The following is a 14,943-nucleotide window of genomic DNA, read 5'->3' on the forward strand; positions in this document are numbered from 1 at the left end:
GAAAAATCTACAATTTCACGTATATTTGACATAAGCCTTAGTTTTGAGTATAAAATTATCTTTTTATTGTAGCAAGTTTGACTACTTCTCGAACTAAGGCTCTTATTAATACATGGATACTTTTTGTTGCAGGTCTTCGACAGGCTCAGACTGACCACAACAAAAAGATTGAAGTGAAAGCGGGGCTGCATAAGCCATGAAATATCAAGCTTTCATTTTCAAATTATTAATCCTACACCTTTTGCCTTGTACCTTTTTACCCTCAACCTTTTTGCCTATCTTTGCGGCTTATTTCTATTTAATATGATTTCAGTTTCTAATTTATCTTTACGTTACGGTAAACGCACATTATTTGAAGACGTTAACATCAAATTTACCCAAGGCAATTGCTACGGCGTAATTGGCGCTAACGGTGCAGGTAAATCTACTTTCCTTAAAATTTTATCGGGCGAAGTAAACCAAACTTCTGGTAGCGTTGCTTTTACTCCAGGCGAAAGAATGGCGGTTTTAAAACAAAACCATTATGAATTCGATGAGTTTTCGGTATTAGAAACCGTTATGATTGGCCATAAAGAACTTTATGCCATTATGAAAGAGAAAGATGCCATTTACATGAAAGAAGATTTTACCGAAAAAGATGGCGAACGTGCCGGAGAATTGGAAAATATCTTTGCTGAAATGGATGGTTGGAACATGGAAAGCAATGCTGCAACCATGTTGAGCAATTTAGGGATTACTGAAGATAACCACCATAAACTATTAAAAGAGCTGGATAACACTCAAAAAGTTCGTGTTTTATTGGCACAGGCATTATTTGGAAATCCTGATATTTTATTGCTGGATGAGCCTACCAACGATTTAGACATTGAAACCATTGCCTGGTTAGAGAATTTCTTGGCTGATTATCAAAACATTGTATTGGTAGTTTCTCATGATAGGCACTTTTTAGATGCGGTTTGTACACACATTGTGGATATCGATTTCGCAAAAATGAGTACCTATACGGGTAACTATACTTTCTGGTATGAATCTAGTCAGTTGGCGTTAAAACAACGTAGCGACCAGAACAAGAAAATGGAAGATAAAGTGAAGGAGTTACAGGAATTTATCCGCAGGTTTAGTGCAAATGCATCGAAATCAAAGCAGGCAACCTCACGTAAAAAAGCTTTAGATAAAATTGATATAACCGAAATTAAAGCGTCTAGCCGTAAATATCCGGCCATTATTTTCAACAATACAGGTCGCGAAGCTGGCGATCAGATTTTACAGGTTGAGGCTTTAGGCAAATCGGGCAACGATGGCATTTTGTTCGACAAGGTTACCTTCATGGTAAACAAAGGCGATAAAATTGCAATCTTATCTCAAAACAGTTTAGCTACCGCAGCATTTTATGATGTATTAACGGATAGAACGCCCGCTGATAGAGGTGAATTTAAATGGGGTGTTACCATCAGCACTGCCGATATTCCGAATGATAACTCTGAATATTTTGCTGGCAAAGACGAAAATCTGGTTGACTGGTTACGTGAATATTCCGGAACAGATGCCGATGAGCAATTTGTACGTAGCTTTTTAGGCCGTATGCTCTTTTCTGGCGAAGAGGTTTTAAAGAACGTAAAAGTACTTTCGGGAGGTGAAAAAATGCGTTGTATGTTTTCAAGAATGATGTTGCAACAAGCCAATTTATTGATGTTTGATGAGCCTACCAACCACTTGGATTTGGAATCTATCGAAGCATTAAACAATGGTATGAAAGATTTTAAAGGTGCAATTTTATTTACTTCGCGAGATCACCAGTTAACAGAAACAGTAGCGAATAGAATTATTGAGATTACACCAAAAGGTACTATAGATAAGTTAATGACTTACGACGAGTATATTAATAGTCCTGATGTTGCAAAACTTCGCGAGGAGATGTACGCTTAAAAAGCATATGCTAAAATATATTTTGAAAAGGGTTTTGATATTTCATCAAAACCCTTTTTCTTTATAAGCAAATTAACATCATGAAAACGCTCTTCACATTTCTCTTATCTTTCATTTGCTTATTTGCTGTTGCTCAAAAGAGTGATTCGACAAGAACTTATTACCGGATTATCAGAGGTGGAATGATTGAACATGCCACTGAATTAAAATCAAAAAGGTATGTTAAAAATGGTGAATCAGAGATTAAAAGAGGAAGAGATATACTTGCACGAGGTTTATACAAGGATGGAAATCGATATGGAAGATGGCGTTTTTTCAAGGGTCCTGATTCGGTAGAGCAAATTTATAACTATACAACTAAACAGCTAGAATACAATCATCCAGGTAAAAATATTCTTTACGAAATAGATTCGTTAACGGAAAATGATAAAGTTATTTATCCTGCAAAAATAGGTGGATTTTATACAAGCTTGCGGTTTCTTATTAAAGAGTTTACTCCATCTAAAGAATTTCGTGCATATGCGGGCGTTCATACTGTTAGTTTGATTTTTCATATCGACCAAACTGGAAAACTAACAAAATATGAAACTGAAACGGGAGAAAATGAATTAAAAAGAAATGAAGAAATTCCCCTTAAAGAACTTCGCCCAGAAGATTTTGATTTTATCCCCGCTTACGTAAATGATAAGCCGGTTTCGAGCAAACTCATTTTCAGAAGTAGGCTCACTGTAAACTAAAATTTAAAAATATCTACATAGCCCTGTAGCGTTTTCAATTCGTTAATCGTTTTATGATAAAAAGTGTTAATGGCCGTTAACCAATTTTGCTTATAAAATTGATTTAAAACATGAAAACTCATTTGAAAAACTTTAGCTTAACAACAAAAATTGCACTCTCCCTTCTCGTTATAACTACTATATTTTCTGCCTGTAAAAAAGACTGGAATGATAATCCTATTGAAGCTGCAGGATTAGGATTTGTCCATGCATCGCCAGGAACAGCAGCGCTCGATTTTATCCTTGATAACCAAAAAATCGGAAGTTTCACCTACACAAACGATCGTGGTTATTATGCGGCCTACCCAGGAACCAGAATAATTGGTGTTGCTAAAAAAGACTCGTTAAAATACCTAACAAGCGGCAATGGAACTTTAAAACAAGGTGCCTTCTACTCGGCATTTGTGGTTGATACACTGAAATCGACTAAAATATTATTGGTAGAAGATGATTTAAAAGCACCAGAAACTGATAAAGCCAAAGTGCGCTTTATTAACTTAAGTCCAGGGTCTGGCGCTTTAGATTTAGCGGTTGAAGGAAATGCTACTGCCCTATTTACTGCAAAAGCATTTAAAGAATATACAAGCTTTTCATCAATCAATCCATCAGAAAGCTATACTTTTCAGGTTAAAGATGCTGGATCGGCTACTGTGAAAGCAAGCTTACCCGGAGTAAAAATCGAAAAAGGAAAAATATACACCATTTGGGCGAAGGGCTTAAGCAGCAAAACCGATAGTACCAAATTTGGTATAGCTGTAATGACTAACAAGTAAAATATCTACCTATGAATTTAACACCATCTTGAAATACGGATGGTGTTATTTCATTAATTTTGCAAACGAGTAAGTAACCGCTTAAAACTAATCAACATAAAATAGTCCTTTCCAGGAGTGATAAAAAAGATACTCAGTTTTGAGGAAATTTTAAAAGGCTGTGTAAAAAACGACAATAGCTGTAAAGAAATGATGTATAAATCGTTCTATGGCTATTTAATGGGTATTATTTTGCGTTACACAAAAAATATTTCTGATAGTGAAGAGCTTGTAAACGATACCTTTATCAAAATATTTAAACACGTAGCTAATTTTAAATCTCCAAAAAACCCTGAAGAATTACAACGCTCGTTTAAAGGCTGGATTGCACAAATTGCATCAAGAACAGCAATAGATAAAATCAGAAGTACAAAAGCCCAATTCTATGTTGATGACTTGGGTGAGGATGAACATCCGGTAACACAAGTTTCGATTGCATCTGAACTGCATGTAAACGACATTTTAAACTTACTTAATCATTTACCAGAAACACAGAGACTGGTTTTTAACCTATACGAAATTGAGGGCTTTGCACATGAAGAAATTTCAAAAATGTTAAGCATTCCAGAAAGTTCCAGTCGGGTTTACCTTACCAGATCGAAAAATAAATTGCGCACACTTTACCAAAATACAATGGTTGGATCATACAAAAAAAATGGATAAAGAATTAATTGAGCATATCACTACGCAACTTCAAAACCACGAGGAATCTTATTCTCCAGGTGCTTGGGAGCGTTTTTCTGAAAAGGAAAATAAGCGAAGCCGTTTCGTTTTATGGCCTTTGTGGATTGCTGCTGCGCTAATTTTGGCTTTAGGAGGTACGTTTTTAGTGTTGAACAATCAAAACCATAAAAGTGATCTGGTAATTACTCAATCAAAAAAACTTAATAAAAAAGCTGCTGAGGAAAACAATTTACCTCAAATTGAAACACCACAAACCGAAACTAAAAGTCAATCTAATTTACCTTATACAAATGAAATTGAAGGTTCAGGTAAATCAATAAATAATGGTAGTTTAACCCTGAAATCTAACGATGGCACTGATGTGGCTACTCCTGATCAAATAGTTAAAATAGAGAACAGCAACACCTTAAGTAATTCATTAACAGACATTTCACTCAGTTCATCCAATAATAGGAAGTTCGAAATCACTGATCAAGTTAAAAAAGAGAAACCATTCAAAAAACCAACATTTGAGGATTTACTGGCGCATGATAGTAAAGCAAATGAATTAAAAAATACAACTAAAAACCCTTCAAATTCAAAATGGGAGCCTGGTATTTATGTAGCGCCGGCAATGGGCAACGATAATAAAGTGAACATGAATTATGGTTTTTCTCTTTCTTATAACTTGGCTGATAAACTTTCCATTAGTTCAGGAATTGCTTATTCTTCAGTAAGTTCAACCAGCAATCCATCAATGCAAAATGGAAGTGCAAGTGATGCTGTTTCCAGTGCAATGCCCAGCGCTAATGTTATGTCAAATTACTCTTCAGGGAATGCCAAGAGTTTAGAATCCGTTAATGCCAGTGTGAGGGGAATTAACATCCCGCTGGAGTTAAAATATAATATCAGTAAGAAGTTTTATACAGGCGTCGGAGTTTCGGCTTTGGCTATTTTAAACAACAGGCAAGACAATAATTACTTAGTAAGCAGCGGCAGAACTGTTACTGTTGCCAACACAGCAGGTATGGCAGAACAGAAAATGCTTATTGTTACCGAACGTGTTTCAGAGCCAGAAACTCAATCTCTACAGGTTTCTGATAAATATATCGGCTTTTATAACTTCTCATTAGGTTATAAGCAAAAAATATCCAAGAAAACTGATTTCGCTGTTGAGCCCTTTATAAGAATCCCGATGAAAACATTTTCGAATGATAACCTTAACCTTACAAACGGTGGGTTAAGGTTAAAAATCGATTTTTAAGATTCAATATTACTGTTTCATGGCTATATATCTTTATCATTCGCCCTGAATTTATTGCAAGATTACCAATACGAATGCTATTCAAAAAATAACGGATTCAGAAAGTTCTGGACATTATAACCACGGCATAACAATTTTAACTCATCATCTCTGGTTCATCAATGTTTAGTGGTTTTGTTATAAACGAATTACAATTGCCATTATACATCTTTATTATATTTGTAAATGATTAAGATGAACGCAATGATGAAACAATTGACAATTATAATTTTACTTTTTATTGGATTTAATGCCAAAGCACAACACGATCCAAGTGATCAGATGGATTCGCCAAACTGGGATGTAATTGGTGGAATTAGCTTCAAAACTATTAAACCGACTGAAAAATATGCCGTTTATAATTCGACGATTAAAAAACACGAAAACAAGCCATTTGAACTTTCTGGATATATTGTTCCAATAAAAGACGGAATGAAGCAAACTAAATTTATGCTCTCTACCCTACCCATTAATCAATGCTTTTATTGCGGAAAAAACGGTATTCCAATAATGGTTTTAGTGGAAATGGCGGAGCCTATAAAATTTACTTATCAACCCATTACTGTTAAAGGTGTACTGAAGTTGAGTAATGCCAATACAATGGATAACCCTCCTATACTTTTATCCACATCGAAATTACTATAAACCAAAAAATCCCGATTCATCATCGGGATTTTTTGGTTTAAGTCAATATATGTTTTTCTTAATGACCTGAGTGACCATCAGCACCGTGAGCATGACCGTGAGCCAATTCATCCTGTGTCGCTTCGCGAACGTTTAAGATTGTTCCGGCAAATACAAGATTTTTACCAGCCATTGGGTGGTTCAAATCAACTGCTACAGTTTCGTCATGAACAGCAGTAACACCAGCTCTAAATTGGTTTCCATTGTTATCTTGCAAAGGAATTACATCTCCAACAGCCGGTACTTCACCACCTGCTTCAGTAAACATGGTTTTAGGCAAATCTGCGAAAGCTCCTGGATCAATTTCTCCGTAACCATCAGCAGCAGATAATTCAAATCCGTACTCATCGCCGGTTTTCATGCCAGCCAAGTGCTCTTCAAACTTAGGCAACATCATGCCAACGCCATATAAAAATACTAAAGGATTTTGCTCATCAGCTTTTTCAACAAAAACTTGTTGTCCTTCTTCGTTAGTAGTGTGCAAATCATAAGTTACTGCGACTACCGTGTTTGGTGAAATATTCATTCAAATTGTTTTAATGTAAATATGCTAATGCTTCCTCAACAGTGTTAACCGGTAACTGGCATACTTTATTTCGGCAAATATAAACTTTTGTTTCGTTGCTTTGCTTACCTTTTAACAGTGGCAAGTTACTTTTTGTTCCACCTAATGTAATTTTATTTGGAATATAATGATTGCTTAACTCCAATTTAACCAGGCCACTTTCCAGACCTACAATGGCAATTTCATTAATCCCCTCAATCTCGTTTAGCAACTGTATAGCCCAATTTGAATAAGCAGAACCATAGGTTTTAATTTTGGAATAAACTGCTCCTAACATTTCATCCGCTCTAACGGTATACGTCTCCAAATCGAAAAGCAATCCCAGTTTCTTTAAATTTTGAGCCATCGTAGAATTAGAGGCAGGAATAACATTATCCATGATTTCATGCTTGCGGGCTATTAAACTTTCGCCGGCTGCAGAGGTGTAAAAAAACATTGGAGAATCTGGATCACCAAACTGCTCAATCACATAATCTGTAAAGTTTTTCGCTTCCCGTAACCATTGCTCATCAAAATCATATTCATACAAAGCAATTAATGCCTCAATAAAAAAAGCATAATCATCAAGAAATGCGGTGATGGTCGCTTTTCCATTCTTATAATTTCGGTACAATCCACCATTGCTGGTTTTTAAATTGGCTAAAATAAAGGCAGCCGCCGCTGATGCCTTTTGATAGTATAAATCATGATTTAAAACAGTCGCCGAATCTGCCAAGGCTTTAATCATCATTCCATTCCAGGCCGTTAAACACTTATCGTCCAATCCCGGTCTAACCCTTCTATTTCTAACTTCTAAAAGTTTTGCTTTGGCAGATTTTACTCGATCATATAATTTTAATGGCTCAATTTCATATTTGGCAATCAGATCATCGTCAGCAATTGTTTTACGTAAAATGTTGGTTTGCTCCTCTTCCCAATTACCCTCAGCTGTAACATTATAATATTCGGCCAGCAATGCGGCATCTTCACCTAAAAGTGAATCGAATTCAGCTTTATCCCACACATAAAATTTACCTTCAACACCCTCACTATCTGCATCAAGCGCAGAGTAAAACAGGCTTTCGGGCGAGGTCATTTCATTGAAAACCCATTCCAAACTTTCAACCGCTGTTTGTTTAAACGAATCAAATTTGGTGCATTGGTAGGCTTCAATATACAAACTAATCAGCTGTGCGTTATCATACAGCATTTTTTCGAAGTGTGGCACATGCCATTTATCATCAACCGAATAACGGGCAAAACCGCCGCCAATCTGATCATAAATCCCTCCTCTACTCATTTCTTCCAAAGTATGACAAACAGCCGTAAAAACCGATTCATCATCTTTTAGAAAACCATAACGCAAAAGAAAAGCCCAATTATTGGGTAATGGAAATTTTGGCGCACGATTGTAACCGCCAAAACCAATATCAAAATGGTGTTTCCAGGGTGCTATAATTTCTGTTAAATGCGCTTCAGTATAGGTTTCCAGCGAAGCTGATGGAACAATTTTCTCACTGTTTATTATGCCAGCAGTTAATCTTTCTGCATATTGTATGGCCTTATCAGGTTCATTGGCCCACAAGCCAGCAACATTTTCCAGGATATTAATCCAATCATTTTTTCTAAAATAGGTGCCCCCGTAAATTGGACGCTGATCGGGCAAACAGATGCAATTTAACGGCCAACCGCCACTACCCGTCATCAGCTGAATGGCATACATGTAAATCTGGTCAATATCTGGCCGCTCCTCCCGGTCTACCTTAATGCAAATAAAATGCTGGTTCATCACCTCGGCAACCTCATGATTTTCAAAACTCTCCCGTTCCATTACATGGCACCAATGGCAGGCAGAATAGCCTATACTTACCAAAATCAATTTATTTTCTGCTTTGGCTTTTGCTAAGGCATCATTTCCCCATTCGTACCAATGAACAGGATTATAAGCATGTTGCAATAGATATGGTGATGAAGCGTTGATTAAATTATTCGGTTCGGAATGGAGATTTGACATGATTAATTGATTATCGAAATGAAATCGTAAAGCTATTAATTATCTACAAAGCTGTTTCGTTTTAGTTTTGTTTTTATACTTTAGATGGAATCAAAATTTAAATTAGAACATTTAACTGGCACTTTGAACTTTCGACTCGCAACTTTCAACCTTTAACTGGCAACCCTCATGAAAATTACACATACCGAAATATATCGATTCAGCATCCCAATGGAACCCTTTGTAATTGCAACAGGAACCATGCATTTTGCCCAAAACGTATTAATTAGAATCTATACCGATGCAGGCATACATGGTATTGGCGAATGTTCGGCTTTCCCTATGATTGTTGGTGAAACCCAGGAAACCTGTATAGCCATGGCAAAAGATTTTGCTGGAATCCTCAAAGGAAAAGACCCGCTAGAAATTCCTGATAGAATGAATGATTTATTGGGCTACGCAGACCATAACAACACCATTAAAAGTGCCTTCGATATGGCGCTGTTTGATATTTCAGCCAAACATGCTGGTTTGCCGCTATACCAATTTCTTGGCGGCACAAAACGAACCATCGAAACAGACATGACCATCGGCATTGATACCCCGGAAGGAATGGCGGCAACTGCATTAAAATATATTGAAAAAGGCTGTCGGATAATTAAAGTTAAACTCGGTAAAAAAGTTCAGGATGATATTGAAAGGGTAAAACATATCCGCGAAGCAATAGGCGCTGATGTTATTTTGCGTTTAGATGCCAATCAGGGATGGAGTTTTGATGATGCTTTATTTGCTTTAGGCGAACTCGATAAATACAATATCGAATTCTGCGAACAGCCCATGCGTACTTGGTACGATGATAAATTACCAGAGCTGAATGTAAATTCCCCTATTAAATTAATGGCTGACGAAAGTTGTTATAATCACCACGATGCCCGAAAACTCATCAATAGTCAATCAACCACTTATTTAAATATTAAATTCTCCAAATCGGGAGGGATTTTAGAAGCCCAGAAAATTCATGAAGAAGCCTTACAAACCGGCGTAAAGTGCATGATTGGGAGCATGTTAGAAAGTAGAATTGCTTTGAGTGCCAATTTACACTTTGCCTTGGCAAGTCCGAATGTAGAATTTTTCGATTTAGATACCGCTTTACTTGGTCATCTGGTCGATCCTTGTGTTGGCGGCTTAACCTACAATGGCTATTTTCTGGATGTACCGGAAGAAATTGGCATTGGTGCAGAAGCGTATGAACTTTTCCTGGAAAAATGCGAAAGTTGGACAGTTTAAACCCCCTAGCCCCCTGAAGGGGGAACTACAGGCGAGATGGAAATAGTGAGGAGTATTCAGCATTCCGATAGTTAAAATATCAATATGATTAATAAGTTAGTATTAAAAACGCTTTACATAAACTATAGAAATTCAGTTCCCCTTTAGGGGCGGAGGGGTTCTTAATGCACCAGCATCTCTGCCAACGCCGTACTATCACCATTAAAGGCATTAAAATCCACCACGTGTCCAATTCCGCTGATTTTAGCTTTATCAGAATGCTGCCAGAATTTCCAGAGGCTTTTATCCAATCTTAATTTGGGTTGATAATAATGCGCAACCCACAATGGATATCCGTCTAGCTTTTCTTCTAAATGATCCTGGTAAAATTTTAATCCTGTGTAAATAATCGGACGAACTTTTGTTTTCATTTCCACATAAGTCAAAAAATCAGAAAGTTCTAAACGCATCCTCAATGGCGAAACACCATCCAAGGTTTCAATATCCACTACTGGTGGTAAATCTCCTTTTTCGATATTAACCACCTGTAAAAAGAATTTTGCCTGTGCCTTGCCACTTTTTTTCGGTCTGAAGAAATGATAAGCACCACAAACAATACCCGCTTTAGGAGCTTCACGCCAATTGCGCTGAAAATAAGGATCAACGGTTAATAAACCTTCAGTGGCTTTAATAAACGCAAAACTTACCTTTACTTCATCCTCTTCCATCGCTTTAACTTTCTGCCAATTGATCTTTCCCTGATAATAGGATACATCGATCCCATGAATGGAATATTGCTTTGGTATTTTTATGTTGAAGCTTTTATAAGTACGATAATTGGGATCTTCACCCCAATCTTTTATCCACCGCCAGGTAGATACAAAACCATTTAAAATGTAGCCATAATAAAAAGGCGACAGCAAAATTAACAGCAAACCAGCAATGGCCACTTTCCATTGGTTAGGGAAAGGTTTTGATTTCTTTTTACGTACACCAGGTTTTCTTACGGCTGGTTTTCTGGCAACAGGCTTCTTATTCTCTGGCGGCATAATAATTTGATGCCGCTAAGGTGAGGAAAAAGTTGGGGAATAAAAAAGGATTTTGCTGCCTCGATTATCATTGTGCTTACTACCATAACCATTTTCACGAGTCCTTATCTGTTGCAAAATTTACTCCTACCGGCTTATACGTACTTTCCCTCTGGCTGGCATCGTCGAATTTAAAGTAAAATACTTAAATTTAAACTACATAATAACCAATGATGAGTCAAGACATACAATTCCCAAATCAAAACCCGAACCCTACTCAAAAATTTTTTAAAGTGATGACGTTTGCCATGATGCTGATGGCATCGGGACAACTTTACGCACAAAAAGTACTGAGTCCACGGCAAACTTATCCTGATTTATTCGAAAAAGTTCAATTAGCAAAAATATATTCCGATGGTAAGTCCTTCGTTGATGCCATTCCTAAAAAGAGTCCATCAGCCATTATGAACGCCTATGATACACAAAAAAAAATCTCAGCTTTTAACCTAAAAAGTTTTGTGACAGAAAATTTTTCAATGCCTGAGAATCATAACGCGGTTTATCAATCAGATATAAATGCTGGTATTGAAAAACATTTGGATACATTATGGACTGTACTGAAAAGAAATCCGGATACCGTTTCAAAGTTTAAAACATCATTATTGCCGCTTCCCCATCCATACATAGTTCCCGGTGGCCGGTTTAGAGAAATATATTACTGGGATTCTTACTTTACCATGTTGGGTTTGCAAAAGGCAGGAAAAACTCAAATCATGAAGGATATGATTGATAATTTTGCTTTCCTGATAAATAAATATGGTTTTATCCCCAATGGAAACAGAAGTTATTATTTAACCCGCTCTCAACCACCATTTTTTGCCGCAATGGTGCAGTTGTTAACTCAAAACAATAGTGATGTTAAGCTCAGTGATTACAAAGATGCGCTGGAAAAAGAATACAATTTCTGGATGAAGGGCGCTGCAGAATTAAAAAAAGGTGAAGCTGTAAATCATTCGGTAAAGCTTACTGATGGAACGGTTTTAAACCGATATTATGATGCTGGCGACCAGCCTCGTGAAGAATCTTTTAGAGAAGATTTGGAAGCGGCGAAATTAACCAAACAGCAACCAGCAGTATTTCTGCGTAATATACGCTCTGCGGCAGAATCAGGTTGGGATTTCAGTAGCCGTTGGTTTGCCGATGGAAAAGACTTCAGTAGAATCATCACGACTGATTTGTTGCCCGTTGATTTAAATACTTTGATGTACAATCTTGAAATTGCAATTGCTGACGCAAATAAGCAAGCTGGAAATAATTCAAAATCACTCTTATTTACTGCAAAGGCACAAACCCGTAAAACGGCTATCTTAAAATATTTTTGGAATACAGAGCTTAACTTTTTTACTGATTATAACTGGAAAACAAAATCAATGTCTAATCAGTTAACCTTGGCCGCTTCATTTCCACTATATTTTAAATTGGCAACTTCAGCTCAAGCAAAATCAGTTTCGGAAAAAATTGAAAAAGATTTTTTAAAAACTGGCGGATTGATTACCACTTTAACCACAACGAAGGAGCAATGGGATGCGCCAAATGCCTGGGCTCCATTGCAATACATCAGCATACAAGCTTTGCATCATTATGGTTATGGCAAGCTTGCCGACAACATCACGAACAGATGGATAAACCAGAATATCGCAGTTTTTAAAGAAACAGGAAAGCTGATGGAAAAGTACAATGTAGTGGAAACGAACAGTAAAGGCGGTGGTGGAGAATATCCACTGCAAGATGGTTTCGGCTGGACAAATGGTGTGCTTTTAAAACTGATGAAGAAGTAAGCAGAATAGAAAAGATATTTGAAAATTAACGGATTGCAATTAATTTGCAATCCGTTGTAAAATCATTAATTTTTATTAGTAACCGAAAAGGTTTTCTTTTCAGTACCAACACCAGTAATCTTTATAGATTTCCATTTTGATGGTAAAACAGATGGAATTTGAACGATGCCTTTATTGGTAATATCCAACCCTCCAAAACCCATCAGCACACTTTGTAAAACGCCGCCTGCGCCAGTAGCAAAATATGGATTAGTGCCACCTTTGGTTTCTGCAATCACCCTGAATGGTGGGTTCAAGTTTGGCAGGTAGGCTTCATTAAAATATTTATACGCTTTCTCTACATTACCCGTTCTAGCATAAAGCAAAGCGAAAATTGCATGAGTCATTGCAGGTGTACCTTCATCAGGAATTCTGGTTTCATAATATGCCAAATCATTCAAAATCTGATTTTTATCGGTAATGGTTTTTAAAGGATAGGCAAGCAAATTAACGTCGCCTTGTTTTATGCCTTCGCCCTTGTAAGTTGCATGTTCTTTGGTTACCCCATCCGGAAATTTTAATACAGGGATGTTGTTTTCAACCAAAGTCCAATCTATATTTTGAGGCAATCCTAAAACGGCAGCAGCAAGGTTTGCATTTTTTAGGTTTAGTATAGCAGCTGCATTGGTAAAGGCATTATTATCTACATTTTCTGCCCATTCGTCTGCTGCAACCACATTTTTAATATCAAATTGATTTGGTCCATTTCGCTCTACCCTGCTTGCCCAAAATTCGGCTGTTTGTGATAAGATTGGCCATCCCTTTTCTTTAAGCCAAACTTTATCCTGGGTAACGCAATAATAATTCCATGCCGCTAAAGCAACATCTGCCGAAATGTGGTGTTCAAAAGGTCCGCTTAATGCCCAAACCGGGGTTTCTTCAACTCCTGAATCTGCACTTTCCCATGGGTACATTGCACCCTTGAAACCATGAGAGAATGCATTTTTTCTTGCCGGTTCCAATCTTTCGAATCGATACTCAATTAAAGATTTCGCGATTTCAGGATGTAGTACCAATAGTGCCGGGAACATCCAGATATCCGTATCCCAGAAAACATGGCCATTATAACCTAATCCAGATAAGCCCATTGGCGATAATGAATACGATGTTCCGGCACGAGAAAATGAGGTAAGGTGATAAAGCATACTGCGTACGTCTTGTTGTGCTTGCGGATCTCCATCAATAATAATATCCGATTTCCATAAATCATCCCAGGCTGCATTATGGTATTTAATTAATCTATCACGTCCCTCAAGTTTAGCATAAATAGTCATGCGCTCAGCCTCATTAAGCGGGTCTGCATGTTGCGCAGAACTTATTGTACTCCCAACAACCGTGTAAGTATAACTTTCTCCGGCTTTTATGCTTTTACTAAACTTCATCAAATGGCTGTTATTATCCCACATTTCGTGAATAATTTTAGGCTCGCTTCCATGTTGCTCATTAAATAAAAAACTATTAGAAGCACACAATTGCAGCTTGCCTGTAGGGCTTTTTGCTGTTGATGTTAATAAGCTTAAAGTTATATGGGGCCTGTCAATCTCATTGTAATAATTCTCCACATCGCGAAGTGCATCAGGTGTTTCCATAACACTTGCTGCAGTTAATTTCAAATCTTCGCGGGCGATAATGGTTACATCCATCAATACGGTAAAAGGCAAATGGCGTAGTGCATAATAGGTATATTTAATCTCCGCTTTTTTTCCATAAGCCAGTTGCGTGGTAAATGCTGCATGCTGCATATCAAGCTGTTGCTGCATATCGCTGGTATTCTGATCATCGAGCCGCTTCCCATCAACTTCCAGGTACATGTTAAGCAAATTGAAACCATTTAAAAAATTACTCACACGACCACGTCCATAAGTGTCATAGGTGCCGGCCATCACCACATTTTTTACTTTGAATGGCTGAGGAGAAGAAACAATACCGATGATCCCGTTTCCTACAGTAATTCCGAAATATTTAGTGGGGTCAATTTTATCGTCACTTATTTTCCAGGGGTCTTGTGCGTGTACAGCACAAGAAATAATAACGGTTAAAAGGAAAAGTACGATTTTTCTCATAGATGTAT

At 37.2% G+C, this 14,943-nt stretch carries 12 protein-coding genes; 8 read left to right on the top strand and 4 right to left on the bottom strand.

Annotated elements, in window-relative coordinates; all coding sequences use genetic code 11:
* Window positions 1-303: 303 nt before the first annotated feature.
* From LUA91_RS17340 to LUA91_RS17365, 6 genes are all read left to right on the top strand, one after another.
* Complete coding sequence (locus tag LUA91_RS17340) at window positions 304-1,926, top strand: ABC-F family ATP-binding cassette domain-containing protein (protein ID WP_231427369.1); 1,623 nt, start codon at window positions 304-306, stop codon at window positions 1,924-1,926.
* An 80-nt stretch (window positions 1,927-2,006) separates the two neighbouring features.
* Entirely contained in the window at window positions 2,007-2,663 is a 657-nt protein-coding gene (locus tag LUA91_RS17345) for a hypothetical protein (RefSeq protein ID WP_231427370.1), read from the top strand.
* Window positions 2,664-2,773: 110 nt separating this feature from the next.
* Window positions 2,774-3,475 carry a DUF4397 domain-containing protein gene (locus tag LUA91_RS17350; protein WP_231427371.1) on the top strand — a complete coding sequence of 234 codons (702 nt, stop codon included), beginning with the start codon at window positions 2,774-2,776 and terminating at the stop codon, window positions 3,473-3,475.
* Between the two features lie 117 nt (window positions 3,476-3,592).
* Window positions 3,593-4,177 carry an RNA polymerase sigma factor gene (locus tag LUA91_RS17355; RefSeq protein WP_231427372.1) on the top strand — a complete coding sequence of 195 codons (585 nt, stop codon included), beginning with the start codon at window positions 3,593-3,595 and terminating at the stop codon, window positions 4,175-4,177.
* On the top strand, window positions 4,170-5,441 hold the full coding sequence (locus LUA91_RS17360; protein WP_231427373.1) for a hypothetical protein: 1,272 nt from the start codon (window positions 4,170-4,172) through the stop codon (window positions 5,439-5,441). The genes LUA91_RS17355 and LUA91_RS17360 overlap by 8 nt, the downstream gene beginning before the upstream one ends.
* A 243-nt stretch (window positions 5,442-5,684) precedes the next feature.
* The gene (locus LUA91_RS17365) at window positions 5,685-6,125 is read left to right on the top strand and encodes a DUF3299 domain-containing protein (protein WP_231427374.1); all 441 of its coding nucleotides are present in this window, start codon (window positions 5,685-5,687) and stop codon (window positions 6,123-6,125) included.
* A gap of 58 nt (window positions 6,126-6,183) precedes the next feature.
* Here the strand turns inward: LUA91_RS17365 and LUA91_RS17370 are convergent, their stop codons facing one another.
* Window positions 6,184-6,690: a peptidylprolyl isomerase gene (locus LUA91_RS17370; protein WP_231427375.1), complete on the bottom strand. Its 507-nt coding sequence runs from the start codon at window positions 6,688-6,690 to the stop codon at window positions 6,184-6,186.
* A gap of 10 nt (window positions 6,691-6,700) precedes the next feature.
* The gene (locus LUA91_RS17375; protein ID WP_231427376.1) at window positions 6,701-8,722 is read right to left on the bottom strand and encodes a thioredoxin domain-containing protein; all 2,022 of its coding nucleotides are present in this window, start codon (window positions 8,720-8,722) and stop codon (window positions 6,701-6,703) included.
* A gap of 168 nt (window positions 8,723-8,890) precedes the next feature.
* Between LUA91_RS17375 and LUA91_RS17380 the strand changes: the two genes are divergently transcribed.
* Entirely contained in the window at window positions 8,891-9,988 is a 1,098-nt protein-coding gene (locus tag LUA91_RS17380; RefSeq protein ID WP_231427377.1) for a mandelate racemase/muconate lactonizing enzyme family protein, read from the top strand.
* Window positions 9,989-10,149: 161 nt separating this feature from the next.
* Here the strand turns inward: LUA91_RS17380 and LUA91_RS17385 are convergent, their stop codons facing one another.
* Window positions 10,150-11,016 (bottom strand): glycoside hydrolase family 25 protein, encoded by an 867-nt coding sequence (locus LUA91_RS17385; RefSeq protein ID WP_231427378.1) that lies wholly within the window; start codon window positions 11,014-11,016, stop codon window positions 10,150-10,152.
* A 209-nt stretch (window positions 11,017-11,225) separates the two neighbouring features.
* Here LUA91_RS17385 and treF point away from each other — a divergent pair, with 209 nt between their 5' ends.
* Window positions 11,226-12,833, top strand: a complete 1,608-nt coding sequence (gene treF, locus LUA91_RS17390) for an alpha,alpha-trehalase TreF (RefSeq protein ID WP_231427379.1) — start codon at window positions 11,226-11,228, stop codon at window positions 12,831-12,833.
* Between the two features lie 65 nt (window positions 12,834-12,898).
* Here the strand turns inward: treF and LUA91_RS17395 are convergent, their stop codons facing one another.
* A complete protein-coding gene (locus LUA91_RS17395; RefSeq protein ID WP_231427380.1) occupies window positions 12,899-14,935 on the bottom strand; it encodes a glycoside hydrolase family 65 protein in 2,037 nt (678 codons plus the stop codon).
* Window positions 14,936-14,943: the final 8 nt, after the last annotated feature.

Origin of the sequence: Pedobacter sp. Leaf250 (genome assembly GCF_920984735.1) — a bacterium.
Taxonomy (GTDB): Bacteria; Bacteroidota; Bacteroidia; order Sphingobacteriales; family Sphingobacteriaceae; genus Pedobacter.

Bases quoted from the DNA above. Each gene is read 5' to 3' on its own strand.
- LUA91_RS17340 (WP_231427369.1), top strand. From the start codon at position 304: ATGATTTCAGTTTCTAATTTATCTTTACGTTACGGTAAACGCACATTA.
- LUA91_RS17345 (WP_231427370.1), top strand. From the start codon at position 2,007: ATGAAAACGCTCTTCACATTTCTCTTATCTTTCATTTGCTTATTTGCT.
- LUA91_RS17350 (WP_231427371.1), top strand. From the start codon at position 2,774: ATGAAAACTCATTTGAAAAACTTTAGCTTAACAACAAAAATTGCACTC.
- LUA91_RS17360 (WP_231427373.1), top strand. From the start codon at position 4,170: ATGGATAAAGAATTAATTGAGCATATCACTACGCAACTTCAAAACCAC.
- LUA91_RS17365 (WP_231427374.1), top strand. From the start codon at position 5,685: ATGATGAAACAATTGACAATTATAATTTTACTTTTTATTGGATTTAAT.
- LUA91_RS17370 (WP_231427375.1), bottom strand. From the start codon at position 6,690: ATGAATATTTCACCAAACACGGTAGTCGCAGTAACTTATGATTTGCAC.
- LUA91_RS17375 (WP_231427376.1), bottom strand. From the start codon at position 8,722: ATGTCAAATCTCCATTCCGAACCGAATAATTTAATCAACGCTTCATCA.
- LUA91_RS17380 (WP_231427377.1), top strand. From the start codon at position 8,891: ATGAAAATTACACATACCGAAATATATCGATTCAGCATCCCAATGGAA.
- LUA91_RS17385 (WP_231427378.1), bottom strand. From the start codon at position 11,016: ATGCCGCCAGAGAATAAGAAGCCTGTTGCCAGAAAACCAGCCGTAAGA.
- treF (WP_231427379.1), top strand. From the start codon at position 11,226: ATGATGAGTCAAGACATACAATTCCCAAATCAAAACCCGAACCCTACT.
- LUA91_RS17395 (WP_231427380.1), bottom strand. From the start codon at position 14,935: ATGAGAAAAATCGTACTTTTCCTTTTAACCGTTATTATTTCTTGTGCT.